At 50.3% G+C, this 25,270-nt stretch carries 17 protein-coding genes; 9 read left to right on the top strand and 8 right to left on the bottom strand.

The annotated features are described in order from the left end of the window. Window positions 1-74 precede the first annotated feature (74 nt). The 3 genes from GM415_RS08880 to GM415_RS08870 are packed head-to-tail and all read left to right on the top strand — an operon-like array spanning window position 75 to window position 5,990. A complete protein-coding gene (locus tag GM415_RS08880; RefSeq protein WP_158947457.1) occupies window positions 75-3,131 on the top strand; it encodes a type I restriction endonuclease subunit R in 3,057 nt (1,018 codons plus the stop codon). Further along, window positions 3,125-4,774, top strand: coding sequence for a class I SAM-dependent DNA methyltransferase (locus tag GM415_RS08875; protein WP_158947456.1), 1,650 nt, complete (start codon window positions 3,125-3,127; stop codon window positions 4,772-4,774). Before GM415_RS08880 ends, GM415_RS08875 begins: the two co-directional genes overlap by 7 nt. Next, window positions 4,752-5,990 carry a restriction endonuclease subunit S gene (locus tag GM415_RS08870; RefSeq protein ID WP_158947455.1) on the top strand — a complete coding sequence of 413 codons (1,239 nt, stop codon included), beginning with the start codon at window positions 4,752-4,754 and terminating at the stop codon, window positions 5,988-5,990. The genes GM415_RS08875 and GM415_RS08870 overlap by 23 nt, the downstream gene beginning before the upstream one ends. 68 nt (window positions 5,991-6,058) lie before the next feature. On the opposite strand, the gene GM415_RS08865 is transcribed toward GM415_RS08870, so the two are convergent. Beyond that, window positions 6,059-6,883, bottom strand: a complete 825-nt coding sequence (locus GM415_RS08865) for a hypothetical protein (protein WP_158947454.1) — start codon at window positions 6,881-6,883, stop codon at window positions 6,059-6,061. A gap of 214 nt (window positions 6,884-7,097) precedes the next feature. Continuing rightward, window positions 7,098-7,628 (bottom strand): DUF6933 domain-containing protein, encoded by a 531-nt coding sequence (locus GM415_RS08860; RefSeq protein WP_158947453.1) that lies wholly within the window; start codon window positions 7,626-7,628, stop codon window positions 7,098-7,100. Between the two features lie 223 nt (window positions 7,629-7,851). On the opposite strand from GM415_RS08860, the gene GM415_RS08855 reads away from it, so the two are divergent. After that, on the top strand, window positions 7,852-8,754 hold the full coding sequence (locus GM415_RS08855; RefSeq protein WP_158947452.1) for a DUF7946 domain-containing protein: 903 nt from the start codon (window positions 7,852-7,854) through the stop codon (window positions 8,752-8,754). A 427-nt stretch (window positions 8,755-9,181) separates the two neighbouring features. Here GM415_RS08855 and GM415_RS08850 read toward each other — a convergent pair whose 3' ends face one another. The 6 genes from GM415_RS08850 to GM415_RS08825 form a co-directional block, all read right to left on the bottom strand. After that, window positions 9,182-11,353, bottom strand: coding sequence for an ATP-binding cassette domain-containing protein (locus GM415_RS08850; RefSeq protein WP_158947451.1), 2,172 nt, complete (start codon window positions 11,351-11,353; stop codon window positions 9,182-9,184). 14 nt (window positions 11,354-11,367) lie between these two features. Further along, window positions 11,368-12,546, bottom strand: a complete 1,179-nt coding sequence (locus GM415_RS08845; protein WP_158947450.1) for a tetratricopeptide repeat protein — start codon at window positions 12,544-12,546, stop codon at window positions 11,368-11,370. Beyond that, window positions 12,543-13,661, bottom strand: coding sequence for a HesA/MoeB/ThiF family protein (locus GM415_RS08840; protein WP_158947449.1), 1,119 nt, complete (start codon window positions 13,659-13,661; stop codon window positions 12,543-12,545). The genes GM415_RS08845 and GM415_RS08840 overlap by 4 nt, the downstream gene beginning before the upstream one ends. After that, window positions 13,658-14,782, bottom strand: a complete 1,125-nt coding sequence (locus tag GM415_RS08835; RefSeq protein ID WP_158947448.1) for a ThiF family adenylyltransferase — start codon at window positions 14,780-14,782, stop codon at window positions 13,658-13,660. Before GM415_RS08835 ends, GM415_RS08840 begins: the two co-directional genes overlap by 4 nt. Window positions 14,783-14,796: 14 nt before the next feature. Continuing rightward, the gene (locus tag GM415_RS08830) at window positions 14,797-15,009 is read right to left on the bottom strand and encodes a hypothetical protein (RefSeq protein WP_199244274.1); all 213 of its coding nucleotides are present in this window, start codon (window positions 15,007-15,009) and stop codon (window positions 14,797-14,799) included. A gap of 132 nt (window positions 15,010-15,141) precedes the next feature. Then, a complete protein-coding gene (locus GM415_RS08825) occupies window positions 15,142-15,873 on the bottom strand; it encodes a hypothetical protein (protein WP_158947447.1) in 732 nt (243 codons plus the stop codon). Window positions 15,874-16,031: 158 nt separating this feature from the next. On the opposite strand from GM415_RS08825, the gene GM415_RS18080 reads away from it, so the two are divergent. The 5 genes from GM415_RS18080 to GM415_RS08805 all read left to right on the top strand — a co-directional run bounded on the left by GM415_RS18080 (window position 16,032) and on the right by GM415_RS08805 (window position 25,220). After that, a complete protein-coding gene (locus GM415_RS18080) occupies window positions 16,032-16,499 on the top strand; it encodes a hypothetical protein (RefSeq protein WP_242012212.1) in 468 nt (155 codons plus the stop codon). Next, entirely contained in the window at window positions 16,489-21,936 is a 5,448-nt protein-coding gene (locus tag GM415_RS08820; RefSeq protein ID WP_242012211.1) for a DUF3320 domain-containing protein, read from the top strand. Before GM415_RS18080 ends, GM415_RS08820 begins: the two co-directional genes overlap by 11 nt. 720 nt (window positions 21,937-22,656) lie before the next feature. Next, entirely contained in the window at window positions 22,657-23,616 is a 960-nt protein-coding gene (locus GM415_RS08815) for a site-specific integrase (protein ID WP_158947446.1), read from the top strand. A gap of 209 nt (window positions 23,617-23,825) precedes the next feature. Beyond that, window positions 23,826-24,029 (top strand): helix-turn-helix domain-containing protein, encoded by a 204-nt coding sequence (locus tag GM415_RS18255; RefSeq protein ID WP_041720425.1) that lies wholly within the window; start codon window positions 23,826-23,828, stop codon window positions 24,027-24,029. A gap of 3 nt (window positions 24,030-24,032) precedes the next feature. Continuing rightward, window positions 24,033-25,220 carry an integrase gene (locus GM415_RS08805; protein ID WP_158947445.1) on the top strand — a complete coding sequence of 396 codons (1,188 nt, stop codon included), beginning with the start codon at window positions 24,033-24,035 and terminating at the stop codon, window positions 25,218-25,220. Window positions 25,221-25,270 lie beyond the last annotated feature (50 nt).

Here is a 25,270-nt window from a genome sequence, read left to right as displayed (position 1 = left end):
TTTGTGCTGCTTGCTAGCTCTAACCAGAAGAGCTAAGCAGACGGGCAGGCACCATAAACAGAAGGTTTAATCGAATGGTTTTTAGTGAAGATTCGCGCGTCAAAATTCCTTGTATCCTGCATTTGGTCAGGCTTGGTTACAACTACCTGTCCCTCAAGGAGGCATCATGGGATGAAGAAACCAACATCTTTACAGACGTATTCCGCGAAGCCATAGCCAGAATCAACCCCGGCATTGAAGATGTAGACATCGATCGGTTTTTTGAAGATGTGAAGCTTTCACTCGACAATGAAGATTTGGGGCAAGCTTTTTATGAGAAGCTCCTTGAACGGTCAGGAACTAAACTGATCGATTTCGCGGACTTTTCTAACAACAGCTTCCACGTGGTCACGGAGTTGACCTACAAGAACGGCGATGACGAATTTAGGCCGGATATCATCTTGCTCATCAACGGGTTGCCTCTTGTGTTCATCGAAGTCAAAAAGCCCAACAACCGACAAGGGGTTTTGGCTGAACGCGATCGGATAATCACTCGTTGCCAGAACTCGAAATTTCGTCGTTTCATCAACATTACCCAGTTGATGGTATTCTCAAACAACATGGAATATGACGATGAGTCGGCACTCCCCATTGAAGGAGCCTTCTATGCCAGTCCCTCATATGAAGAACCTACTTTCAATTACTTCCGTGAAGAGGAAGACCTGAATCTCTACAAATTGTTGGCCGACGAGAACGATGCAGTTGAAAACGAAGTTCTCCGCGACAACAACCTGAATGTCATCAAACATAGCCCGGAGTTCCTTAGCAACAAATCACCTGATACGCCCACCAATCGGATTTGTACTTCTCTGTTCACTCGGGACCGTCTGTCATTCCTGTTGCAATACGCTCTAACCTACGTCAACGAAGCAGACGGCTTACATAAGCATGTCATGCGCTACCCACAGCTTTTCGCCACCAAGGCGATTGAAAAAAAGCTAGATGCAGGTGTTCGTAAGGGAATTATCTGGCATACTCAGGGTAGTGGGAAAACGGCACTGGCCTACTACAATACTCGTTTTTTGACAGACTATTTTCAGCGTCGTTCCGTCATCCCTAAGTTCTATTTTATTGTAGATCGGCTTGACCTTCTTATCCAAGCGCAACGCGAGTTTTCCAGCCGAGGACTGACCGTTCACACCATCAACAACCGAGAAGCGTTCGCGCGAGACATTAAGGCTACACAGGCACTTCACAATCACTCCGGCAAGCCAGAGATCACTGTGGTCAACATCCAGAAATTTCAGGATGACCCAGACGTGGTTCGTACGGAGGACTATGATGTAAGTGTCCAACGAATTTACTTCCTTGACGAAGTACATCGTAGCTACAATCCGAAGGGTAGCTTTCTCGCCAACCTTGGCCAATCAGACCAAAATGCAATTAAGATAGGTCTTACTGGCACTCCTTTGCTGGGGAACGACTTTAACTCCAGATCGTTGTTTGGAGATTACATCCACAAATATTACTACAACGCGTCAATCGCTGATGGGTACACCCTACGTCTGATCCGTGAAGAAATCGCCACTAACTATAAACTCGCTTTGGAAGAAGCCTTAGCGGCAGTTGAGATTCAGCAAGGTGATGTTAATAGGAAGCTCGTTTACGCTCATCCTCAATTTGTTGAGCCGATGCTTGATTACATCATTCAGAACTTTGAGAACAGCCGAGGAGCACTGAATGACGCAAGCATAGGCGGGTTAGTTATCTGCGACAGCTCAGATCAGGCCAAAAAGATGTTTGAAATTTTCCAGGATCGCCTTGCTTCCCAGGGAGTCAATAAGAGCACGTCCTCATCAAAACGTAAAAGAATGGTTAAAAGCGGTGCTCTGATCCTACATGACGTAGGCAACAAAGAAGAGCGCAAGGAGTGGGTTGAGGAGTTTAAGGCCGGTAAAATTGACCTGCTGTTTGTCTACAACATGCTACTCACTGGCTTTGATTCTCGAAGGTTGAAAAAACTGTACCTTGGACGGGTGATTCGTAAGCACAACCTGCTGCAAGCATTAACCAGAGTTAACCGACCCTACAAAGAATTTCGATATGGATATGTCGTTGACTTCGCGGACATCAGGAAAGAATTCGATGCCACCAATAAAGCCTATTTTGAAGAGTTGCAGGCTGAGCTTGGCGACGAAATAGAGCATTATTCTCACTTGTTCAAATCCGTCGAGGAAATTGAAAGTGAGGTTGAAGCAATCAAAGATGTCCTATTTCTTTACGACATCGAGAACGCCGAAGTTTTTTCTCAACAGATAAGCCAGATACAAGACCGTGCTACGGTTCAGGCCCTGAAAAAGGCTCTTGCTGATGCCCGTAGTCTCTACAACCTGATTCGTTTACAAGGTGAATACGAACTCCTTCAAAGACTCGACTTCCAGAAGCTCAATCAGCTCTATCGTGAAACATGTAACCACCTCGACCTGCTTAATCTTAAAGAGAGCATTGAGTCGAGTGCCGACACAGCCAATCTGCTTAATGTCGCTTTAGAAGATGTGCTGTTCATGTTTACCAAGGTCAAGGAAGAAGAGTTAGTACTGGCTGACAAGCTTAGGAACACGTTACGCAGGACCCGTGAAGCATTGGCAGACAATTTCGACCAGCAAGACCCAAAGTTCATCACTCTCAAAGAAGAGTTGGAACGGCTTTTCAAGAACAAAAAGTTGAATGAAGTTTCGCAAAAAGAAATGAACGCAAATATCGATGCGCTCAACGCGATCCACGATAAGGTCAAAGAGTTGAATCGCCAAAACAATCAACTTCGAGCGAAGTACCAAGGTGACGCAAAATACACCCGCATCTACAAGCGATTGCTAGAGCGAGGCACTTTGTCAGAGCCTGAACGTCATATTTTTGAGGCTTTAACTGGAGTGAAGAAGCAAGCTGACGATCAGGTGCTCCAAAACACCCAGCTGCTGGATAATGAAAGCTACTTTGAACGGATGATGATGCCGTTAGTAATAGATCAGTTTCAAACCCGCCAAAAAATCAAACTCAACCCGGACGCATCACGAACAATCAACAAACTCGTTGTGTCCGAATACATGAATGAATTTGTTTCAGGCAACAGAGCAGGAGTACATGCGTGGTAACGCAAGATTTTGAAAAACGGACCAGGGAGCTAATCGACAACCTCAAAGGGATTTGCGCCAATTATGGTCTGGGCAATGACGGCAACGAGTTTAAAATTATCACTCAGGTCTTTCTTTATAAATTCCTGAACGACAAGTTCGCTTTCGAAGCAAAACGTATTGATCCTAAACTTGCTGACGCAGGTAGCTGGGAGCAAGCCGTTGAAGGCATGGAAGATGATGAGCTCGAAATGCTGCAAATGCAGTTAGGGCCAGATACAGCCCGTCTGAAGCCGGAACATTTCATCGCTCACCTCTTCAGCAATCAGAATGCACCGGAGTTTGCCAAGCTCTTTGATGACACTTTACGTGATATCGCGATTACCAATAACGACATCTTTGCGGTTAAAACAGACGGAGGGGCTAAGGTTACCCTATTCGACAGAGTAAGCGAATACATCACAGATGAGTCCAAACGAGATGCCTTCTGCCGTGCCATCATAAACAAATTGGTGGAGTTCAGTTTTGAACGTATCTTCACCCAGAAATACGATTTTTACGCTACGATTTTTGAATACCTCATTAAAGACTATAATAAGGACGGCGGGGGCAAATATGCCGAGTACTACACCCCACATGCTGTAGCCAAGATTATGGCTTCCATTCTGGTACCAGATGATGTGCGCGGTAAAGTTAGCAACGTGAGTTGCTATGACCCCTCAGCAGGCTCTGGGACTTTGCTCATGAATCTGGCTCACGCAATCGGCGAACAACGATGCTCAATCTACTCGCAAGATATCTCCCAAAAATCATCGAGCTTATTGCGACTGAACTTGATTCTAAATAATTTGGTGCATTCAATCCCCAACATCATTCAGGGCAATACCCTGCTCCACCCGCATCATCGTGATGGGAAGACTTTAAAAAAGTTTGACTACATTGTTAGCAATCCTCCTTTTAAGATGGATTTTAGTGACTTTCGAAATGAACTGGATGTTCAAGAGCACCAGGAACGTTTCTTTGCTGGGGTGCCAAAGGTACCAGCAAAAGTAAAAGACAAAATGTCTATATATCAACTTTTCCTCCAGCATATAATCTACTCACTTAAGCCTGGTGGAAAAGCGGCAGTGGTGGTCCCTACCGGATTCATCACAGCTTTATCTGGCATCGACAAAAAAATCAGAACGAAATTAATTGATGAAAAAATGTTAGCCGGTGTTGTCTCTATGCCAAGCAACATTTTCGCAAGCACAGGTACCAATGTCTCCATCCTGTTCATAGACGACTCAAACACAGAAAAAGTCGTGTTGATTGATGCTTCCATGCTCGGCACAAAGATCAAGGATGGGAATAATCAGAAGACGTTGCTTTCAGAATCAGAGGAAGATCACATTATAGCCACATTCAATAGCAAAAAAGCTGTCGATGAATTTTCCGTGCTTGTCGATTATGACCAGATCGCTGCTAAGAATTACTCTCTAAGTGCCGGACAATACTTTGATGTGAAAATTGATTATAATGAGATGACTTCGGAGGAGTTTGCCTCCAAAATGAAGGATTTCAACGACAAACTTGATATTCTCTTCAAGGAGTCTGACAAACTCGAAAAGGAGATTAAAACGCAATTAGAAGGAGTTATGTATGGGCAAGTTAACTCCTTATAAATTTTGCGAATTATACAAGATGAGTTCTGGCATATCTTCGAAACCAGAGCAGGCTGGGCACGGGGCACCCTTTTTGTCATTTTCTACTGTTTTTAATAGCTATTTCTTGCCTGAAACCTTGCCCGACTTGATGGACTCATCAGATCAAGAGCAAAAGAGATTTTCAATCAAACAAGATGACATTTTCTTAACAAGGACAAGTGAGGTTGTTGACGAACTGGGCATGAGTTCGGTTGCATTGAAGGACTACCCCAAAGCGACATACAGCGGGTTCCTAAAAAGACTGCGTCCTATCCATCCAAAGAAAACATGCCCAAAGTTCATGGCTTTTTACTTAAGAAGCCCATTATTCAGAAAAACAATAACCTACAATACGGTCATAACTCTTAGGGCAAGTTTGAATGAGCAGATGTTTTCATACTTGGACTTACTGCTCCCTCAATATGAGGACCAAATCAAGATAGGTGAGTTTCTGTACTTGCTTGAAAAGAAGATTGTGTTGAATAACAGGATATGCTCCAAACTAGAGTCAATGGCTAAAACCCTTTATGATTATTGGTTTGTGCAGTACGACTTTCCTGATCAAGTTGGTGAGCCTTACAGGGCTTCAGGTGGAAAAATGGCCTTTAATTCCAACTTAAAACGAGAAATCCCTGAAGGATGGGAGGACAAGCAGTTAGACCAAATTGCCAATATTACTATGGGCCAATCTCCGAGTGGAGAATCATTTAATGAGACAGGTGACGGGACTGTTTTCTTCCAAGGTTCAACTGACTTTGGATGGCAATTCCCGACCATTCGTAAATACACGACTCAGCCTACGCGTATGGCAAAATGTGGCGATATCCTGTTAAGCGTCAGAGCGCCAGTTGGTGATATGAATATCGCCAATCAAGATTGTTGCATCGGTCGAGGATTGGCCGCATTGAACAGCAAGGATGGCTTTGATGGTTTCCTTTTCTACGTAATGAAATACTTCAAGAAAATCTTCGATCGACGTAATTGCGAAGGCACAACATTTGGTTCGATCACAAAGGGCGATTTGCATTCACTCCCGCTGGCCTATCCCCCGAAGGAAATTCTTGAAAAGTATGACAAAGTGGTCTCAAAATACAACCGAATGATATTTTTACGGAGCATGGAAAATTTGAACCTCATTCAGCTTCGCGACTGGCTCCTACCTATGTTGATGAATGGTCAAGTTACATTGAAGTAGCGAGAGCTACGTTGACTCGTATTGATTAGCCAAACATAATAATGGATAGTAAAAATCATTGTTGGTCTCTACTTTTCAGCAGCCTTCAAAGCTGGAAGAACTTTCTCTGTATAAAGCTGGTTAGGATTACGACCTGACAAAATGAGGTTGCTCATGCTGTCTAGTTCACCGTCGGAGGCAGTGAATGAAATTGGAATATACCTCAAAGTGGTCTGCCCCGACTCATAAGAAACTGGTCTGACGAGGCTTGAAAAGCCATCAACCCCACTTTGAGCCATGAAATCCTGTGGACTCAAGTCCATTGCTGCGATTGTCCTACACACTTCGGGACTACAAATATCGCCGATATCAGCTTCAAAAATAACCATTTCTTCTTGCGCCACGATTTCTGGCAAGTAGTTTGATTGCCCTTCTGTGTAAGGCTGCTGTTTAATCGTAATGTCGATAACTTGATATGGTGGGCAGTGTAACCAGACATGCCCCGGAGACATGCGCTCCCGTAATGATTTTGGATCATCATAATGCCACAAGTATTTCTCTGAAATGTTAGCATCATCTGGATAGTCAGCGTTGAAAGCCCCTTCAACCATTACGCACCAAATGCCGTGTCTCTCAAAAATCTTGGACAGAACTTGCGACACGTCAACACAAGCACCAGTTCTTCCGTCCCCCTCTAACTCCTGTTGCACCACCGAGAGTACGATTGGAACAATTGACCTTACTTTCTTGAGGTACTTTTCGCTGTAATTTTTATAGTACACCCAAAATCCATACGCCTGGAGAAAGCTAGGATCATTTTTTTCCTGAGCAATGAAGTTCTTATCGTTATAAAAACCGGGAGTTGAGGTATCTACACCTGTATCTTCAAACAGCTTTTTTAATTTCTTCTTCATCAAGCTCTCCTTTTTCCTAGCCCTTACGCACAAATCGTACACACGATAACTAAGGATAAATCAAAAATAAGGAAATTACTTCAACCTTTTTGCTTAATGGAGCCACCCCGAACTCTGTGTATTTACAACTAAAACAGGCTTAGAGGGGAAGCTTTCTAAGGCCCTAGAATCATTGAATTGAATAATTATACTTCTAGCCTGACAGAAACCCATCTCACGACTTCTCTGCTCCATCTATCAGTCGCAACATATCCCTTTCAGCAAAGACACAGTTATCAATATCTTTGCCGCTATATGGCGTTTCGTTGAGTAGCCCCGTAATCCATTGAATCTCACCACGAGTCTTCGGCAAATGACCAAGGCGATTTATCAGCATGTACTCCATGTTAAACTTCATGTCGTTCATCGTTCCAAGAACACTTCGAATATGGGTCTTGCCATAAGAGAACGGGCCAAGCAGCAACTTGGCTTTAGCTATTTGAGCTGATGTTGCTTCAACGCCCAGAAGAGCTATCTCGAAGTGCTCAATGAACACCTTGTCGAAGTTTATGAAGTCCTTCTTGACCAATCCGGGCATAAATACGGCAAACCGAGTTTCATCATTGACCAAAAGAACGGATTTTCTACGAAAGAATCTGAAGATGTTGCCATGCCAGCCTTGTAGCCCACGCTTATCAGCGGGCTCTAGGATTTGTGCTGGCTTGATCTCACTCAAAAGCTTTTGGGTGCATCCAATGTATGGCATTGTTGATCCTATCTCGTTGGAAGGTTTAGGCCTCCTCAATCAGATAGCCACAATCGAACTCAGGATCAACTCAGAACCTTTTTCAAAGACGCCTTGATATGACAATGTATTTCACCCCACAAACACCCCGAAATAACAAAGAATTAGAGGGACAGGATTGACACACTTTGCCCTGAAGGCTAAAGACAAAACAAACTATATGTAGGAATCAAAGAGGTGGCTTATGAAATTCGTAGAACAACCGGACGAATTTGAAGAAATTTGTACTGTTTCTCTCACATACTGCGGCGGTACTGATGCCACAAACAGCTATATTGATCTTTACGACCTATCAACAGCACTCAATGGTTTTCATCGCTCACTTGCTATAACAGGCCACTACCTATTCAACGATGAGATAATCACAAGAGCACCAAATGCTAAGGGAGTGCGAATTATTACCTCGCCACCCGTTGAAGGGTCTTTTGGAATAGTAGCCACAATTCTTGGAGTTGCAACAATAATCGGGCTTGCACCAAGAGATACACCTGTAGGACACGCTTTCGGCTCCTTGTATGCACAAATCATATTCAAATGCACAGGGAAGCAACTCGATTATTCTAGGTTTTTAGGTCAGGATAAGATTGACCAAGTTGAGATTGAGACAAGCAAGCTGGAATCTCTAGCACAAAAAGTTGAAACGTCTGTAAAAAATATCCACAGACCTATCATGACTCAATCTGCCTTAACTTCCAACATAGTAGTTGATGAACAACCGCCCATCACTTTTGATAGCCAAACTCTCGATTTAACCAACAAATTGATCATCGACACTAACCCTACTCAATTTACTGGCAGGGTAGCAGGATATAGTGCCAATACTCGATCTGGAATGATATATTCTTGGGAGGAGAAACGAGCGATACCGTTTGAATTAGAGCGTGGAATAGACATAGATTCATCAGTTCTTTCAAAAAGCCTCGGACTATATGACACCGTTAAATCAAAACATAGGAAAGGTGCTAAATCAGGCTTTTTCAAATTCCTGGCTAAGAAAGTCACGAATCAAGCCGGGGCAACAAGAAAGTATTACATTACGCATATATACTCTGATTCACTCATCCAAATACCAAGTGAGCTAACCTAGGTCTCCGCATCACCGACAACTAATTCCCGAATGGGGGGGGACCATACCTAATTGTCCCTCTCCAAAAACAGATTTTCCATCCATCCGATTTCATTTGTATATTCTTTTGTATATTCCACGAAAAAAGGCTTAGAAGGAAAACCTTCTAAGCCTTTATAATCATTGGTGGAGCTGGAGGGAATCGAACCCACGACCTCTTGAATGCCATTCTTGAGGGTCGCCAATAGAATGATCAGTTTAACACAATAATAAAACTGGACTTATTCGCCGCCAAGCCTTTTCGGAACACCCTGTAGCATGGTGTGCGGAAAGCGCGGAATGTCACCGTTTTTGCTGGGTGTCGTAGAAAAAGCGGACACATAGCGGACACGAAAAAGGCTCCACTGACGCGGCCTGAACCTTCAACCAGCCTCGCCGGTACGGACGCCTAAACAAAATCCTTGAGTATGGACTTTGAGCCTTTCATATCCTCAATGCGGCCCTGAAAAACAATGTCGCCGCCCTTGTCGCCGCCGCGAGGGCCGAACTCCAAAATGTAGTCCATGCTTTTCAGCAAGAACAGGTTGTGCTCGATGACCATGATCCCCTTTGCCTTGGTGAGCAATCTGTCCAGGAATCCGATCAGACGCTTTGTATCGTGACGCTCCAGGCCGTTGGTAGGCTCGTCGATGATGAGGAAGGTATTCTTGAGATTGGCCTTCACTCGGGACAGGAGCTTGATCCGCTGCGCCTCCCCGCCCGAAAGTTCACCGGTGGCCCTGAAGAGGGTCAGGTGCCCCAATCCGATGCTAATCATGTCCTCCAATTTGGCGGCGATCTTCCTGCTTTTCGCGAACACCCCAGCCGCCGACAAATCGCCAACCGTCATCGTCAGGATGTCGTGAACGGAGAGCGAATTGAATCGGTACGCAAGGACTTCCGGGTTGTAGCGCCTGCCCTCGCAGGCTTCGCAGACGGAACGAAACGCATGACCGAATGAGGCTTCCTGCTCCACATATCCCTTGCCCTCGCAGCCCGGGCATTGGCTGGCGCTGTTGTTAAACAGGAAGGTCTTCAGAGGAGCACCCAGGGCCTTGCACAGAAACGAATCAATCGGCTGCATGAGCTTGAGGTAGGTCGCCACGGTTGAATTGCTGTTTCCCTGGATCGTTCCCTGGCTGATGTATTCAACGCCGCTCCTGCCCGAGATGGCCTCGGCAAAGGAGGACTTGCCCGAACCAGACACGCCGCAGCAACCGATGAGGCAACCCATGGGCAGGGAGACATCGAGGTGGCGGATATTGTGGACGTCGTGAACGGTGAATTCCATAGCGCCTCGCGGCTCGACTTTGATGCGGTCAACGGAGACCTCCCGCTGTCGCTGAAGCCAATCCGTTGAGTCGATCACCCTGCCGTCCTCAAGAGCTATCAGGTTGTCGGCCTTCTCGATGAATTCCAATTCGTGCTCGACCATGACCAAGGTGGAATTGCGCTCCTTCAACGACTGGAGTTGAGCAATGACGTTCGGGTATTCCGCAACGTGCAATGAGGAGGAGACTTCGTCGATCACGTAGAGCAGGTTCGTGAAGTCCGAGCTGAGCACCGAAGCCAATTGCAGCCTTTGGAACTCGCCACCGGAGAGGGACGGAATCGAGCGCATCGGGGCGAGGTAGCCCAAATTGTTCCTGACGACGTTGGCAACCAAGGCCGTCAACTTGTTTACGGCAAATTCATGGGCCGGGATGGATTGGATGAAAGGGAGCAGCGCATCAAAGCTCGACAAGAGGATGTCGTGGATCATCCAGCCGTTGAGCGTGTACCCTGAGAGATGCTCCGCAAACCTGGCCCCATGGCACTCCGGGCAGGTCTGTTCGGTGATGTACGACTTGGCCTTTTGCCGATTTCCCGGCACCTGCAGGTTGTCGCAGCATTCCTGAATCTCTCGGATCGCGCCCACAAAGGGGAACCGTTTCTGGCGGTAGCGGTTCTTTTGCTTGTACTTGACCTGGAACTGCTTGTCGTCGGCCCCATGAAGCAGCAATTCCTGCTGTCGGGGCGGCAACTGCGAAATGGACTTGGTCATGTCGATGCCATGCTCCAAGCAGAAGGCTTCAAGCAGCGAATAGTAATGGTTGGAGAGGAAATTGTTCCAGGAAAGGAACGGCTTGTCCGCAAGGGGCTTGTCGAGATCGACGATCCAGGCCGGATCAGGCCGATAGACCACGCCGAGCCCTTCGCAGGCCAGGCAATAGTTGGCCGGGTTGTTCTGGGCCAGGATGTTCCGCTTGATGTCCGGATTGGCTTGCAGGAACAAGGGAAGGAGGAGTTTGTCGAGTCCGAGATAGGTGAAGACGCTCGACCGGGGATTGACGTTGGCGTTCTTCTGCTTCAGCCCGATGGTCGGAAGCAGGTTGGCATAATCCCGGACCTTGGGCCGAAGGCTGGCTGGGATGCCGGAGATGGTGTCGAGTTCGTTTTTGCAGAGCGCGTAGAGCGTATGGAACGCAAGCGAAGTCTTGCCCGCCCCACTCCCGCCGACAACGGCGGTTATCTTCCCATACGGGATGGAAACATCAACCGACTTGAGGTTGTTCGTTTCTATGCCGTGGAGGGTGAGCATGGCTGGTGAACATCTCACTTAACAAGTTCAAAAAGATTGTTGATCGTGTACTTTGTAGTTGCAGAGTAGGCTTCATCGACATCCTTATCGGTTCCCAACCCTTTGATTGTCGAGAACAAATACCATAATAATGCATACGCCACTTTACTGTTGTAGACATCCAATAAACCAATCTTTTTTAACAATCTCACAATTTCATTGACTTCTCCCTGTGAGACATCTTCGCTTAGTAGTTTTTCATATTTTCTAACAATCCATAAGTGACAATAAAAAAACGCACAGGCTGTGTGATTCTTATTGCTTGATAAAACATTTTGGTAAGCATCCAAAGCCGAATCATATTTTTCTATGGATTTATACATATGCCCAAGTTCAATCCCAGCTTCAGCAACACTTGCTCCATAGCTTATTGCTATTTTTACATCTCTAATTGCCTCTTCTACCACACTAGTATCACTAACAGTATCCCTATTTTCTTTTAACCTAAAAGAAATGACTTCTCCGGTGTCCAAGTCTCCATCTTGCTCATCATTTTTACTTGCTACAGACCTATACTTAGCTTGCCCAAGACCAAGCCAAGAAGCTGACGAACTCTCACTACACTTGATTGCTTTTTTGTACTCTTCAATAGCAACGTCATAGTCGCCATGTCTTCCCCTATAATAATACGCATCACCCTTCAGCTGGTGAAAAATATGATCACTGGATGCAGTACTTTCATTTCCCTCTAACACATCAATAGCTGCAGCTTTATCCGCTTCAGACTCCAGCAAAACCCTTGCCTGTTGAATTCGTGCATACCGCATCAAATCGCATATAATATCTTTGATTTTTTCTCCATCTGTCCTTTCCCTTTCCTCCAACCGCTGCCGCAATTTCTCTATCCGCTCTTCATCTTTCTCCATTTTTAATACAATGCTCTTTTCCTCTTCCCTTAATTTCCTGAATGAAAAGAAAGCAGCAAATCCTGTCGCCCCAATGAATAATGTCAATAGTCCAGTGATAACCGTAACGAAGTCACGGTACCCCTGAAAAGCATTAACAAAGGCTTCGGCTGATGGCTTAATTGAATCACCTTGAATCGAGTATGCGTGTAAAAAAATTAGATCAATGCAACGAGTCCCAAAGAATACAGCCAGTACGAGAACAACTCCACTCAAACAATACGAAACAACCTTCGCAGTTTCATTCATAAAATCCTCCCGCTGCAATACGGACACTCATCCCACACGTCATACTCTTCCAACACCAGCTTCTTCGTGAAAAAATTGAATTCACCGCGCTTGCCGATCATGGTCGGCTGCAGATTCGGCAATCCGAGCAACAGCTTCAGGCACTCGTTGGCCACGAAGGAGGCGGAGATCGTCGCCAGGGGGGCCAGGTTGCCGAGATTACGGTGCTCCTTGACGATGCGCTCCGCCCCTTCGATCTCGGCCACCTTGAGCTGGTCCATGCCGTGCGAAATACAATGGAAGCACGGCGTCTTGCCTGGGATGATCGTCGGCCCCACCAGGCTGAGGTGCATGTTGTAGCCGCCAGCAATGATGTAGGGCAGATCGAGCTCAAAGGCCGCCTCGTTGATGATCGCCGAGGTGTGGGCCACCGAAGGGAAATCCGCGCAGTTGATCAGAACCGTCTGCGGCGACAAGCCGTCCTTCAACAACGCGATCAGCCGCTCCGAACTTTTCAGCTTCTCTTGAATGGTCCGGACCGTGTAATACCCCTCCCGTCGCGAGTTGAGCATCTTTTCCAGGGCCAAGGTCTTGAGGCTGCCCACATCCCCCTTGGTGAACAGGGATCGGTTCAGGTTGTGCGGCTTGACCACGTCGTCATCGAGCATCGTGAAATGCTTGACCCCCATCTGGGCCAGCAGGGAGACGACCCAACTCCCCACACCACCGGCCCCGATCACGACCGCATGGCTTTCGGCTAACCGCTGCCAGACGGATTCCACATCGTGATACGGGACATAAGCGCCAATGAACGTCTTCACCCGCCGAAACGGATCGGATTCGCGGGATGCCACAACTCGCGCATCCTCCATGGCACACCGTTCGATCAGGACCTCGAAAAGCCGTTCCAGCCCGACAAGTTGCCGATCATCAAGAGAGTAGGCCTCCGCCAGCTTGGCATACGGCAGGCTCCCATCCAAGTTGGACAGAATCCTGACGTAATCCTCATCGGCAAAAGCCAAGTTGAAACTCTGCCTGATGTCCGAAACAAAGAACTGGTAGGTCCCCTCCTGCGGCATGGGCACGAACGAGACGGACGGACGAAGCCGGAAGCGCTCCTCGCTGTATCGACTCATTTCCGCTCCTCCCCGCAGAACTGGCACTCCTTGTCCCTTTCAACGACAAAGGTATCGAGACTGTAGTCATGAAAAAGGAATTCGCCCCGCCCGCCGGGAGCCGCCTTTCGGTCTTCCGGGTTCATGAAGTAGCCCAGGATATCAAGGACCGCCGTGGAAGCGCTGAACGTGGACAGGCTGCCCAACCCGCCGAACCAGCCTTCGCGCTCCTTGACCGGGTGGGGGATCGGCTTCCAATCCTTCAGGCTCTCATGAAAAAACGTGGCATAGCAATCCGCGCACGGCGTCACATGGGGGATCAGCAACTCTCCCAAAGATGCGAGATGAGCATCGAATCCACCGGCAGCCAGCACGGGTATGCCGTGCTGCAGGGAATACCGCGAAAGCTTGATGTTGGTGTAGCCGACGTAGGGTTGATCGGTGGTGTTGATGATGAGCGTCGTTCCCTGGACCAACTCGTCGAGGTCGGTATCCGTCCTGAGGGTAACATTGTACAACTCGACTTCGGGATCAAAGGCGAAATCCGCCGCCAACGCCTTGGCAGCCTCCGTCTTGGGGATTCCCACCTGTGTGGCAATCCGGTACGGCGTCCGGGCTATGTCGTTCTCCTCGACATCGGCGCAGTCGATGAGGGTAAATCGCCTAAAGCCCATCATGCAGAGTTGTTGCAGGATGCCGCTGCCCACGGCGCCGAGGCCGAAAACGGTTATGTGCGCGTCGAAAATCCGCTTTTGGACTTCATGAGCCTTTTGCGGCGATTTGAGGATATCCAGCAAGAAATACAACTGGCGCTTGTATTGCTCCACATACTCGACGGGAAGCAGGTCCGTTGCGAGCGGGTCGGACAAGGTGACGATTCCTTCAGTCTCAAGAAAGGAGAGAAAGGCCTCGGTTTCTTCGTCCATGACCAGCCCGGAATGGTTCAGGGAATCCGTTAATGGCTGCGGCTTGGATAATTCCTTGAGCAGAGTCGCAAAGGCCGGTTTGCACTCAATGCGCAAACGCCGTCTGTTGGACAAAAAAAGGAAGAGGACCTGGCAGATCCCTTCCTTCTCAGGATAAAGAAAAACCTCCACCCCGTCTCGAAGTTCCGGGGCGGAGGCTTCCAAAATATGCGTCATTACGATTTCGCCTGCTAGTACTGAACCTGTCCGCCCTTGACTGCCAGATACTGTTCCCAAGCCTCAGCGCTTTCCGCGAAGTTGGCATCCGCAGAGCAAGTTCTGGTGCAGCAATCGGAACGACTGCCAGAACAGGAAGCCGTGTAGGCGACGCTGTCCATGCCGTCTTCGTCGGAAACGATGGCAAACCCGAATTTCTCCATGTGTTCATCGTGCTTTTTCTGCATTTCAATCCCCAAACGGTTAAATATTGAATCCCGAGAATTTATTTTCTACAGACAATTTTTAGAGACTGCCAACCGTTAAGTCAAGATATCTCGAAACGGACGGGGATTAAGTCAACGGGTGCACTCACTTGATTATTTCATTGGGTCAAAATTGTTCAAATGATATGTAATATCATTCCCGTTATTCAATAAACACTTACTGTTCTCATACAACACCAAAAACGAATGCTGCTTACCGGCTGTAACAACACCAGTTGCAATAAGTTTTGCGATATCTCCACTTTGAAACACTATATAGTCACTTCTCCAAGCCCCGGCGATGAGTCGCCTAGTAATAAATACATAAAATGTTGTTGAGGCATTATTCGATTTGTAGCTCTTCGCTTTGATAGTGAATTGAAACTTTCCGTGCTTGTTGCAATTAGCTGTCTTCACCTGGATATGGAAATACTTGTTCCCCTTGGATGCAACGACGTCGATTCCTTCATCAACAGTCATGATTGAAGCGTTGTACCCTTGGAACAGGAGTTCGCTCAACAGCCCATACTCTCCGGCCTTGCCTGTATATAAATTTGAAACCGGGGGGAGTTTTGCTGATGCTGTCTTTTTCCGTTTCTGCTTTGCTCTGTACATACCGGAAAGATACCCACCCTTGCCATTGGGAACTTTGGAAATCTTGGCTTTCCGCTTGGCGTTACGAATATGATTGCTGATGGATTGGCCAATTTTCTTCCCCAAGTCCTCCAAATCCAGGCCACCATAGATAGAGGGATACCTTGCGACGAGAAGCCGGGCAATTTCGCGAAGGTGCAACTTCCCTTTCTCTACGGACAACACCTCGATGCAATGGTCTAACCTATTCACAACGCCTCCAAGTCACACTCAAGAAATTTCATTACCCAGGCAAGATCGAATTAAATCTTGACCTTCAGCGCCTTTTCAACCTTTTCTATAATGTGTAGTGATTAACTTCAACGGAAAACGAAAATTCAAATGTATCTTGATGAGTTTGAGGCAGTGACATGAATACGGACAGCACGCCCACTTTGGTAATATCCGCAGCCGAATGCATCAATTTTGTCTCCGCGCAAAATTCGGTTCCCATTCTGCGTAGCATCCAAATCCGCAACACCTCGGATGTGCCTGTTGAGAATATCACCCTGGAGCTCACTCCTCACCCTCCGTTTTGCCGGAACAAGACTTGGACCATCGACAGAATACATGCCAATAGCGACATATCCCTCTCCGACTTGCGGTTGGAATACGACTTCGCTTTTTTCGATGGGCTCAACGAAGCTGAGCGTGGACAACTGACCTTCCGGCTTCGCCAGAACGAGGCGGCCTTGGGCGAACAGATTCTGCCCATCAGGCTTCTGGCGCGAGACGAATGGGGCGGCTTGGGCGAAATGGCCAGCATCCTCGCCGCGTTTGTCTCGCCGAACGATCCCGTCGTCGCAAAAATTTGCAAACGGGGCAAGTATGCTCCTTGAAAAGGGTGGTCACAACGGGGCGCTCAACGGGTACCAGGATCAAGACCCCAAACGGGCGTACATGCTTGCTGCCGGCATATGGTCGGCCATCACCGAAAAGGCACTGAGCTATGCACAGCCTCCCGCCTCTTTTGAATCCAGAGGGCAGAAGGTCCGAGGGCCGCGGCGGATACACGACGAGGGGTTGGTCACCTGCCTCGACAGCTCGCTGCTATTTGCTGGTGCGCTTGAAGCGGCGGGCCTCAACCCTGTCATTATCTTTACCAAGGGACACGCCTTTACAGGCGTCTGGCTTGCGGACAAGACTCTGCCCTCCATTGAAGAACCGGATGTGGTCGAACTCCGCAAAGCCATCGCGGCGCGTGAATTCGAGGCATTTGAAACGACCTTGGTAACGAATCGTCCCGTAGCGGACTTCACCCAAGCGGTTCAAAACGCCAGGGTGAAACTCAACGAAAAAAACGAAGTCGACTTCGAGCGTGCCGTGGACATCCGCAGGGCTCGTTTTGCAGGTGTCACTCCCCTCGCTGCCCATCATGTCGAAGAATCCTCAAAAGAAGCCGCAGAGGAAGTTGCCCCGGCGGCTCTCCCGCCGGAACCGGACTTCGGCATGTTGCCGGGTGAAGTAATCGACGAAACGCCCCAGACAGCTCAAGACAGGATAGACCGATGGCAACGAAAGCTCCTTGACCTGACTCTTCGAAATCGCCTCCTCAACTTCAAGGACACCAAGCAGACCATCCCGGTCTTGTGCCCGGATCTTCCGAGACTGGAAGACATGCTGGCGGACGGAAGCCGCCTTCGGGTCATATCCCTCAAGGATGAAAACCCTGTCGGGGCACGGGATCCGGAATTGTATCAGCAACAAAACGGCAAAGACATCCATGAGGAGTTCGCCAAGGACGCCCTGGAGCGCAAGCAGCTCTGCATTCCGCTGCCCGGAACAGACATGCGCAACCGGCTGGTCACGCTTTTCCGCAAGGCCAACAGTGAACTCGCGGAAGGGGGCGCCAACACCCTCTACCTGGCGGTGGGCTTCCTCAGGTGGAAGAAAACGGAAAACGACCCGACGCTGTATCGAGCCCCCATCCTCCTGCTCCCGGTTTCCCTGAAACGCCGTTCGGCGAAATCGGATTTTTATCTTGCACACCATGAAGACGACATCCGCATCAACTCGACCCTCCTTCAATTCTTGCAACGGGATTTCGGACTCAGGGTTCCGTCCTTGGAAGGAGAGCTCCCAAAAGACGAATCAGGTATCGACGTCCCTTTGGTCTTCTCGCTCATGCGCAAGGCCGTGCGGGACATCCCAGGATTTGAAGTTGTTGAGGAGGCGGCGTTTTCCACGTTTTCTTTTGCCAAGTATCTCATGTGGAAGGATTTGGTCGACCGAACCGAGGACCTGAGAAACAACCGGCTTGTCAAACATCTCATAGACTCGCCCGAGACTCCTTTTGTCCAAGCGTGTGACGGCCCCTGTCTTCCCCTGCCCAACGAGATCGACAAAAAGATCCCCCTGCATGACCTGCTGACTCCGCTTCCCGCCGACAGCTCCCAGTTGGCTGCCGTTGTTGCGGCCATGAACGGACACGACTTCGTTGTCATCGGCCCTCCCGGCACAGGGAAAAGCCAGACAATCGCCAACATGATCGCCCAGTGCCTCTCCGTGGGGAAACGCGTTCTTTTTGTGGCGGAGAAATCAGCGGCGCTGGACGTGGTTTACCGCCGATTGAAGGCATACGGGCTTGGCGACGTCTGCCTTGAACTCCACTCCAATAAATCCGACAGGAAACGTGTTCTGGCCCAACTGGGGGCCGCTTGGGAACGTAGTGAAAAATATGCGACGGATTCCTGGGACCGTGCAACAAGCCAACTTGAGGCGGCAAGAGACCAACTCAACAGGTATGTGGAACAACTTCATGCACCTGGTAGCCACGGCTTCAGTGTTTTCCAGGCCATCGGCGTTGTCGCCGGACATCGCCCACGGTTCACTCTCACGTTCGACAATCTCAATGCGCACGATCCGGGCATGTTCGCCAGGCTTGAGGAGACCGCAATACGCGCGGACAGAATTCACGCCATTGTCCGCGACTGCAAGGGATTCGACAGCATCGACGCTGAGGAATGGACGTTTTCTTGGCAAAACAGTCTGATTGAACACGCCGAATCAATTTTGGCTACTATTCCCCAACTCAAGGAAACCGCCGACGCCTTGGCGCATAAGATAGGGCTACCAGACGCTGAGGAAACAAATCTTGAGCGCATAAAGCAACTCAATCGATTCCATGAGGTTTGCCGGATCGCTTCCGGGCAGGACTACAGCAAGGTCGTCGATGCGGAATTGGGCCGTTTGGAAGAAGCCGCGGCATCTCTCGCCGCCGCCATCACCATCATTCGCCAAGCCCGGTCGAACCTCACGGCTAGCTACGAAAACGCCGAACTGAAACGCATCCCCGTGGACGACATCGACCGTCAATGGCGCGAGGCAAATGCCAAAATGTGGCCACTCTCGGCCTTCGGGCGCAGGCGAATCGGCAAACTTCTCCAAAGCTATGCAGCGGACGGCAAGGTGGATGTCGCTTCGGAAATAATTCCCCTGCGGGAAATCCAAAACAACATTGAAACCATCGACCAGAGCGAGCTGGCAGGGCTTCCGGTATTTCGAAACGAAGAAACCGACCATTCCAACGTATTGGAATATCTCAAAGGTGCTGGGAATCTGCAACAAGCGCTCGCCGATGTTCGCCGTTATGCCTCTGATGCCCAGCAGTTTGGAGCCGCATTGGACTCCCTGCTCAATCACGGGCAGCAACGACCTGACGCCGAACGCCTGGCAACGGCATTTCATTCAGCGCTCAGGGAATTCAAATCGGCCTGTGATGCCTACGCTGTTCACTCCAAAGGAAAGCTGCATATCCCGTCGATAGAGTCCCTTGAAACGAACCTACGACATTTGATTGCCCACAAGACACAACTGGCGGATTGGGTCCGTTGGGTGGCGGTCAGAGAGGAAGCACGGGCACTGGGCCTTGATCCGTTTCTGAAGGCACTACCAACCGGGCAGATCGAAAACGCCAAGTTGGATTTCCGGGTGGCATATTTCCATTGGTGGTTGCCCCTCGTCATAGACGCCAGTTCAGAGCTTCGCGGCTTCCGCCATTGGTCCCACGAAGATTTGATACGAGAGTTTCGCAAGAGGGACGAAGCCGTTCAAAAAATGGCCTCGGATCAGGTATTGATTAAGACATCGCATGGGCTTCCCGCCAGGGATAGCGTCCCTCGCCGCTCGGAATTGGGAGCATTGAGACACCAACTATCTTTGCAACGGCCGAGCCTTTCCATCCGCAAATTACTCGAAAACACGCCAACCGTGTTCACCAAACTGGCGCCATGCATGCTCATGTCACCGCTTTCAGTGGCTCAATACCTCCCAGCAGACCAGACACAATTTGATGTGGTCATTTTCGATGAAGCCTCCCAGATCACGACGTGGGATGCGGTCGGAGCCATCGCCAGGGCCGAGCAATCCATCATCGTGGGCGACCCGAAACAGTTGCCACCCACCAACTTTTTCGGCCGTGCCGATGACGAGGACGAGGACGACCTTGCCGAATATGAAAAAGACCTGCCCAGTATTCTCGAAGAAGCCAGTGCGGCGGGCCTGCCGGAAGTCCAGTTGAACTGGCATTACCGAAGCCGAGATGAATCGTTGATCTCGTTCTCGAACCATCACTATTATGGTGGTAGACTCATCACCTTCCCTTCGCCCAAAACAGAATCAGATGCCCTTGTTTTTCACAAAAACGACGGCGCGTATGCGAGAGGCACAGGCCGTACCAACATCACGGAAGCGAGAGAAATCGTCCGGTTTGCTAGGTCACGACTGGAACACTGGCTACAACTCCCAAAGGAGACGAGACCGACCCTCGGCGTCATCACGTTCAACATCCAGCAACAGGAACTGATCCTCAATCTTTTTGACGAGGCCCGACGTTCCAATCCGAAGCTTGAATGGTTCTTCAGCGAAAATCGAGAAGAACCGGTTATCGTCAAGAACCTGGAAAACATCCAGGGAGATGAGCGGGACATCATGTGCTTCTCCATTACCTTCGGGCGAGATAATGGAGACAAAATGTCAATGAGTTTCGGCGCGCTCAATCGGGATGGAGGAGAAAGACGCCTAAACGTCGCCGTAACGCGCGCCCGATCCGAAATGCATGTCTTCTCATCAATTGAGGCCGATGACATCGACACATCGCGGACCAAGGCCCTTGGCGTGGCCCATCTCAAGACCTTTCTTGACTACGCCAAGCGAGGCCCGATAGCGCTCCCGTGCGGTGCGGGTAGGGGTGATTCCGTTGGTGATGCGGAGAGTCCGTTTGAAGAAGCCGTCATGTCCGCTCTTCAAGACAAGGGCTGGGAGATACGGCCTCAAATCGGTGTTTCCGATTACCGAATCGACCTGGGCGTGGTCCATCCCGATCACGCAGGTGCCTACCTGGCGGGCGTTGAGTGTGACGGCGCAACCTACCACAGTTCCGCAAGCGCACGGGATCGAGACAAAATCCGTGAGGCGGTCCTATGTAACCTCGGGTGGAACATCATCCGCATATGGTCAACAGACTGGTTCATGACTCCTACGGAAGCGCTCAAACGGGTTCATACAGAACTTGAGGAGCTTCTCGAAAACTCCCGCCAAAAGGAGAAGGAACTAGAAGCCCAGGCCAAAGAACAATCCGAGCAAGAAGAGGAATGGAGGGAGGTGCCCGAAGAGCTTGTTGCGGAAACCATGAAATCACAACCGGAAGAAGAGCATGTTTTGCAGCCTCGGGTTTCAAGACAAGTCAAGCTTCCCAATGTAAGCAATGAACTTGAGCTTCCGTATTCTGATCCGGAACCACCAGATCAACACTCAAAATATGCCAAATCAACCGGGGTGGAGGATTCGACGGTCTCAAGTAATATCTCGCCTATCAAATGGCCCGTCCAACCGGATGCGGACCGTTTCTTCGATGCCGGATACACACCGATTCTCTGTCAACTGATCGACTATCTGGTAGAGAAAGAAGGCCCCATTGAGGCCGACCGACTGGCCCGGACTATCTGCAAAGCCCACGGCTGGAAAAGGACCGGTGCCAACATCCGGCAGCAAATCGACACCTGCCTCGGCAAGAATGAACTCCGCAAGGAAGGTAAGACGACTTTTATCTGGTCACCTGGAACTTATCAGGAAAAGGTCCCTTATAGGACCATCGAAGGTAGAGCCGTCACAGACATCTCGCGCCACGAACTATTCGGGCTTATAGCTGACCATCCTGAGCTTGTGATGAGCAAAGACCGAGTCCGGGACTTGGCGGATATCCTGGGGGTTAAGCGGCTCTCGCAGAAGGTTAATGAGTACCTCGCCAGCTGTCTTTCAACCTTCTTCATGAGCTAGTACTGAATAATATTCCTCAAGCTTTGCCAAGGAAATCCCTTGAGCCTGAGTCAAACCCGCCATCCCTCTCGCCGTCGCCTGCGATAATCTCGACGCAAGCAAAGCCGTCGGGGCAAGGCCGTCCGGCGAAGACGGACGCCCGAAGGGCTCGGCCTTGCGCTGGCGGCTGCTTGCGTCACGCTCGCGGAAAATCGGCGGGAGGGGAAGAAATCGTGCTGCCGGAGCTTGCGCGAGGGTTTGACGACGTCGTATGGTGGGGCATATCCATCGGATAATTCCGTAACCAAAAGGAGGTGAAACGCATTGACGCGCGTCATAAGTTCGTGACGTAGTCCGAACTGATGACGCATGAAGAAGCCTTGTGCTTCAACGATCCACGCGCCGTTTTCCAAACAAACGGCCATTTCCAAATCCAAACACGCAGGCTGTAACGCAGCACCCGCCGATGGTGGAATGGCAAGTATCTACGCTTGTCATTGCCGCACTTCCCCTACGGCTGCCATCCAATCCGCAAGACGTACGCGCTTGCGGGGCAGCACCCCTTATTGACTGGGTCTTCCGGAATCTTCTTCCAATGGGAAACGGGCATTCATTCTTCCCTTAGCTGGTGATGCGTGGCGGGTTTACCGCCACAGGCAGGTCTTTCCCGGATAACGGGAAAAGCCCGATCTGCTTGGCCCCGGGGCGCTGCCCCGAACCTTTAACGGAAGGAGAATTCCAATGAGAAAATCCGACAGCCTCAAGTATGGGATCAACCGGGCAACCTTGTCCGGCCCGAAATCGAAACAGCACCGAATCCGCCAGACGGCCCAACATTTCGTCAAGATCTTGCGCCACGCGAACCTGGGAGCCCGGAAGTGGACCAAGGTGACGAACAAGCATTTCCAGCGCGTGGCGGACGCCATGCGCGCGGACGGCGTGGGCGACGGCAGGATTGCCGAAGTCTTCAGTGCCGCACGCCACATTTGCCGCGCATACGGAAACGACCACATCAGCAAAAGCAACGCGGCCTTCGGGGTGCGACGCGGGTCCATCGCCAATGCGACGTCCCGCACTGTCAGCCCGGAAGCCTTTCAAAACACCCTGACCCGCATGCGAAACGACACGTCGTATTCGCATGCGGGTCGGGCGGCGGCACAGGTCGAGTTGATGTACGAACTCGGTTTGCGCAGGGAAGAAGCAGCCAAGCTTGACTTGCCCAATGACTGGAATCGCGACGAGCACAGTCTGCTTGTCCAGTACGGGACCAAAGGCGGCAGACCAAGAGCCTTGCTCAACCTGTCGCCCATGCAAGAAGCAGCCCTTGAACGGGCGCAGGAATATGTGTCCCCTTCAGACAGGAAAGGCGTCAACAACCTCATGCCCGAGCATATGGGCGACAACTGGCTGCATCGGTTGGACTATGCGGCCAGAAAACACGGTCTGACCGGCAAAGACGCAGAGGGAACCCTGCACGGTCTCCGTCACGAGCGCTTCCACCAAATGTACGTGGAGCATACTGGCTTTGAACCGCCCAACCAGCACGACGACGTTCAGGTGTTTCAAGCAGCAGCATACGATGCCGCCGGGGAAAAATGGCCCCGGCTCGACAATGAAGCACGTGATGAGATCGAAAACACGGCAGGACATTCTGCCGGAAGACGTGACGTATCGAACGCCTATCTTGGCAGTTCCTATTAGCAGAAGCCCCGCCTTTTAGTGCGGGGCTTCATTTTTTTTCATTCTTTTCTCTCCGAGCCCCCTTCCGACGTTTGACTTTTATTTCTCCTACGGTGTCAAACTGGACTGTTGGCTGAGTTTTGACGAGCAACTTCAACCGAAGGGGAAGTGGAAACGGGTACGCTACGGCGGTAGGAGGCTTTACGTTCCGTTCCTATGAGAACCGCACCATGTCCGATGCATCGACTCTTTTGACCATCAGGGAAGTCGCCTGCTTTTTGCGGGTCCACCGTGCGACCATTTCGCGTCTGATTCAGTCTGGCGCCTTGGGTCATATCGCGATAGGATCACGAAAGCTGGTTCTGAAAACAGACCTGCAAGCGTTCATTGAAAATCGAAGAAGCTTGGCGGCGAACAGTCCGAAGGGAGAATAGCTTATGGCTACTGTCACCATCGCGACCCGTTCGCTGAAAAAGGGAAAAGCGTACGTCATTCACTTCAACAACCCGGAAACGGGCAGGAAGGAATACCACAAGACGCTAAGACGGAAAGACCTGGCCCAGGAAGAAGCCAACCGGCTTCGCACCCTGCTCGACAGTGGCAGATTGCCGACCAAGGAAACTCGGCAACCGAAGCAGCAGTCCCTGCCCACTTTTGGGCAAGCTGCCCTGCTGTGTCGGGACGAATGGGACCGAAAGCTCGGGGAAGGAAAGATATCCCAGGCGAGCCATGCCGGGTACGGCTACCTGCTGGCCCCGGTCCTGAAGGGATGGAAGCACACCCTGCTCCATGACCTCAAGGAGGAGACCATTCGAGATTACCGCATCGGCATCGCCGAACAGACCAAGGCGAAGCTTGTGGCCAAGGGCGAAAAAGGCAAGAACTGCAACGTATTGGCGAACCGCCGATTGTTTGTCATCAAGCAAGTGTTCGCACAGGCCGCGAAGCAGGGTTTGATCGAAAAAGACATTGCGCGGGACATCCCATACTTGTCGGAGAAGGCCAGTGAGCGCAAGAAGGCCCAGAACCCCCTCGAAATCGAGAAGCTGCTGGCAGCGGCCCATCAGCGCAGGGCGAAGCACTACTTGCCCCTGGCGATCCTGCTGGCGGTCGAGCACGGGTGCAGCACCCAGGAAGTCCTCAGCCTCAAGTGGGCCAATGTCGACCTTGCGGAAAACCACATCACGTTCCACCGCACCAAAAATGGGGTGACCCGAACCCACCGGATTATGCCCCGCACCCGCAAAGCACTCGAAGCTCGTTTGGAGCATGTGACCCGACACCGAGAAAAACGGGGCGTGGCGACCAAGGACGATTTCGTGATCGGCAACATGGACGGCACCCCGTTCAGGTCCATCAAGGCCGCGTGGGAAGGGCTGTGCAAAGACCACGACTTCGACGACCTGCACTTCCACGATCACCGCCACACCTATTGCACGAACATGCTGAAGGCAGGCTGCACGCTCAAGGAGACCAACGTCATGATCGGGCACAAGACCCTGCGCATGACGGACCGGTACAGCCACCTTGAAGGCGTGTTGGAAGACGGTCCGCAAGATCGTCTGGCCGCGCGCTACGCCATGACCGGCACCGAAAACAGTCGGTCGGAAGCGGCGGACACATAGCGGACATATTCCTGAAATCCGCCATCAGGCACGAAAAAAGGGTTCCAAGT

Origin of the sequence: Pseudodesulfovibrio cashew (assembly GCF_009762795.1) — a bacterium.
Taxonomy (GTDB): Bacteria; Desulfobacterota; Desulfovibrionia; order Desulfovibrionales; family Desulfovibrionaceae; genus Pseudodesulfovibrio; species Pseudodesulfovibrio cashew.
The sequence above is the reverse complement of the archived record's forward strand: the minus strand, read 5'-3'. Positions and strand labels throughout refer to the sequence as shown.

Bases quoted from the DNA above. Each gene is read 5' to 3' on its own strand.
- GM415_RS08880 (WP_158947457.1), top strand. From the start codon at position 75: ATGGTTTTTAGTGAAGATTCGCGCGTCAAAATTCCTTGTATCCTGCAT.
- GM415_RS08870 (WP_158947455.1), top strand. From the start codon at position 4,752: ATGGGCAAGTTAACTCCTTATAAATTTTGCGAATTATACAAGATGAGT.
- GM415_RS08865 (WP_158947454.1), bottom strand. From the start codon at position 6,883: ATGAAGAAGAAATTAAAAAAGCTGTTTGAAGATACAGGTGTAGATACC.
- GM415_RS08860 (WP_158947453.1), bottom strand. From the start codon at position 7,628: ATGCCATACATTGGATGCACCCAAAAGCTTTTGAGTGAGATCAAGCCA.
- GM415_RS08855 (WP_158947452.1), top strand. From the start codon at position 7,852: ATGAAATTCGTAGAACAACCGGACGAATTTGAAGAAATTTGTACTGTT.
- GM415_RS08850 (WP_158947451.1), bottom strand. From the start codon at position 11,353: ATGCTCACCCTCCACGGCATAGAAACGAACAACCTCAAGTCGGTTGAT.
- GM415_RS08845 (WP_158947450.1), bottom strand. From the start codon at position 12,546: ATGAATGAAACTGCGAAGGTTGTTTCGTATTGTTTGAGTGGAGTTGTT.
- GM415_RS08840 (WP_158947449.1), bottom strand. From the start codon at position 13,661: ATGAGTCGATACAGCGAGGAGCGCTTCCGGCTTCGTCCGTCCGTCTCG.
- GM415_RS08835 (WP_158947448.1), bottom strand. From the start codon at position 14,782: ATGACGCATATTTTGGAAGCCTCCGCCCCGGAACTTCGAGACGGGGTG.
- GM415_RS08830 (WP_199244274.1), bottom strand. From the start codon at position 15,009: ATGCAGAAAAAGCACGATGAACACATGGAGAAATTCGGGTTTGCCATC.
- GM415_RS18080 (WP_242012212.1), top strand. From the start codon at position 16,032: ATGAATACGGACAGCACGCCCACTTTGGTAATATCCGCAGCCGAATGC.
- GM415_RS08820 (WP_242012211.1), top strand. From the start codon at position 16,489: ATGCTCCTTGAAAAGGGTGGTCACAACGGGGCGCTCAACGGGTACCAG.
- GM415_RS08815 (WP_158947446.1), top strand. From the start codon at position 22,657: ATGAGAAAATCCGACAGCCTCAAGTATGGGATCAACCGGGCAACCTTG.
- GM415_RS18255 (WP_041720425.1), top strand. From the start codon at position 23,826: ATGTCCGATGCATCGACTCTTTTGACCATCAGGGAAGTCGCCTGCTTT.
- GM415_RS08805 (WP_158947445.1), top strand. From the start codon at position 24,033: ATGGCTACTGTCACCATCGCGACCCGTTCGCTGAAAAAGGGAAAAGCG.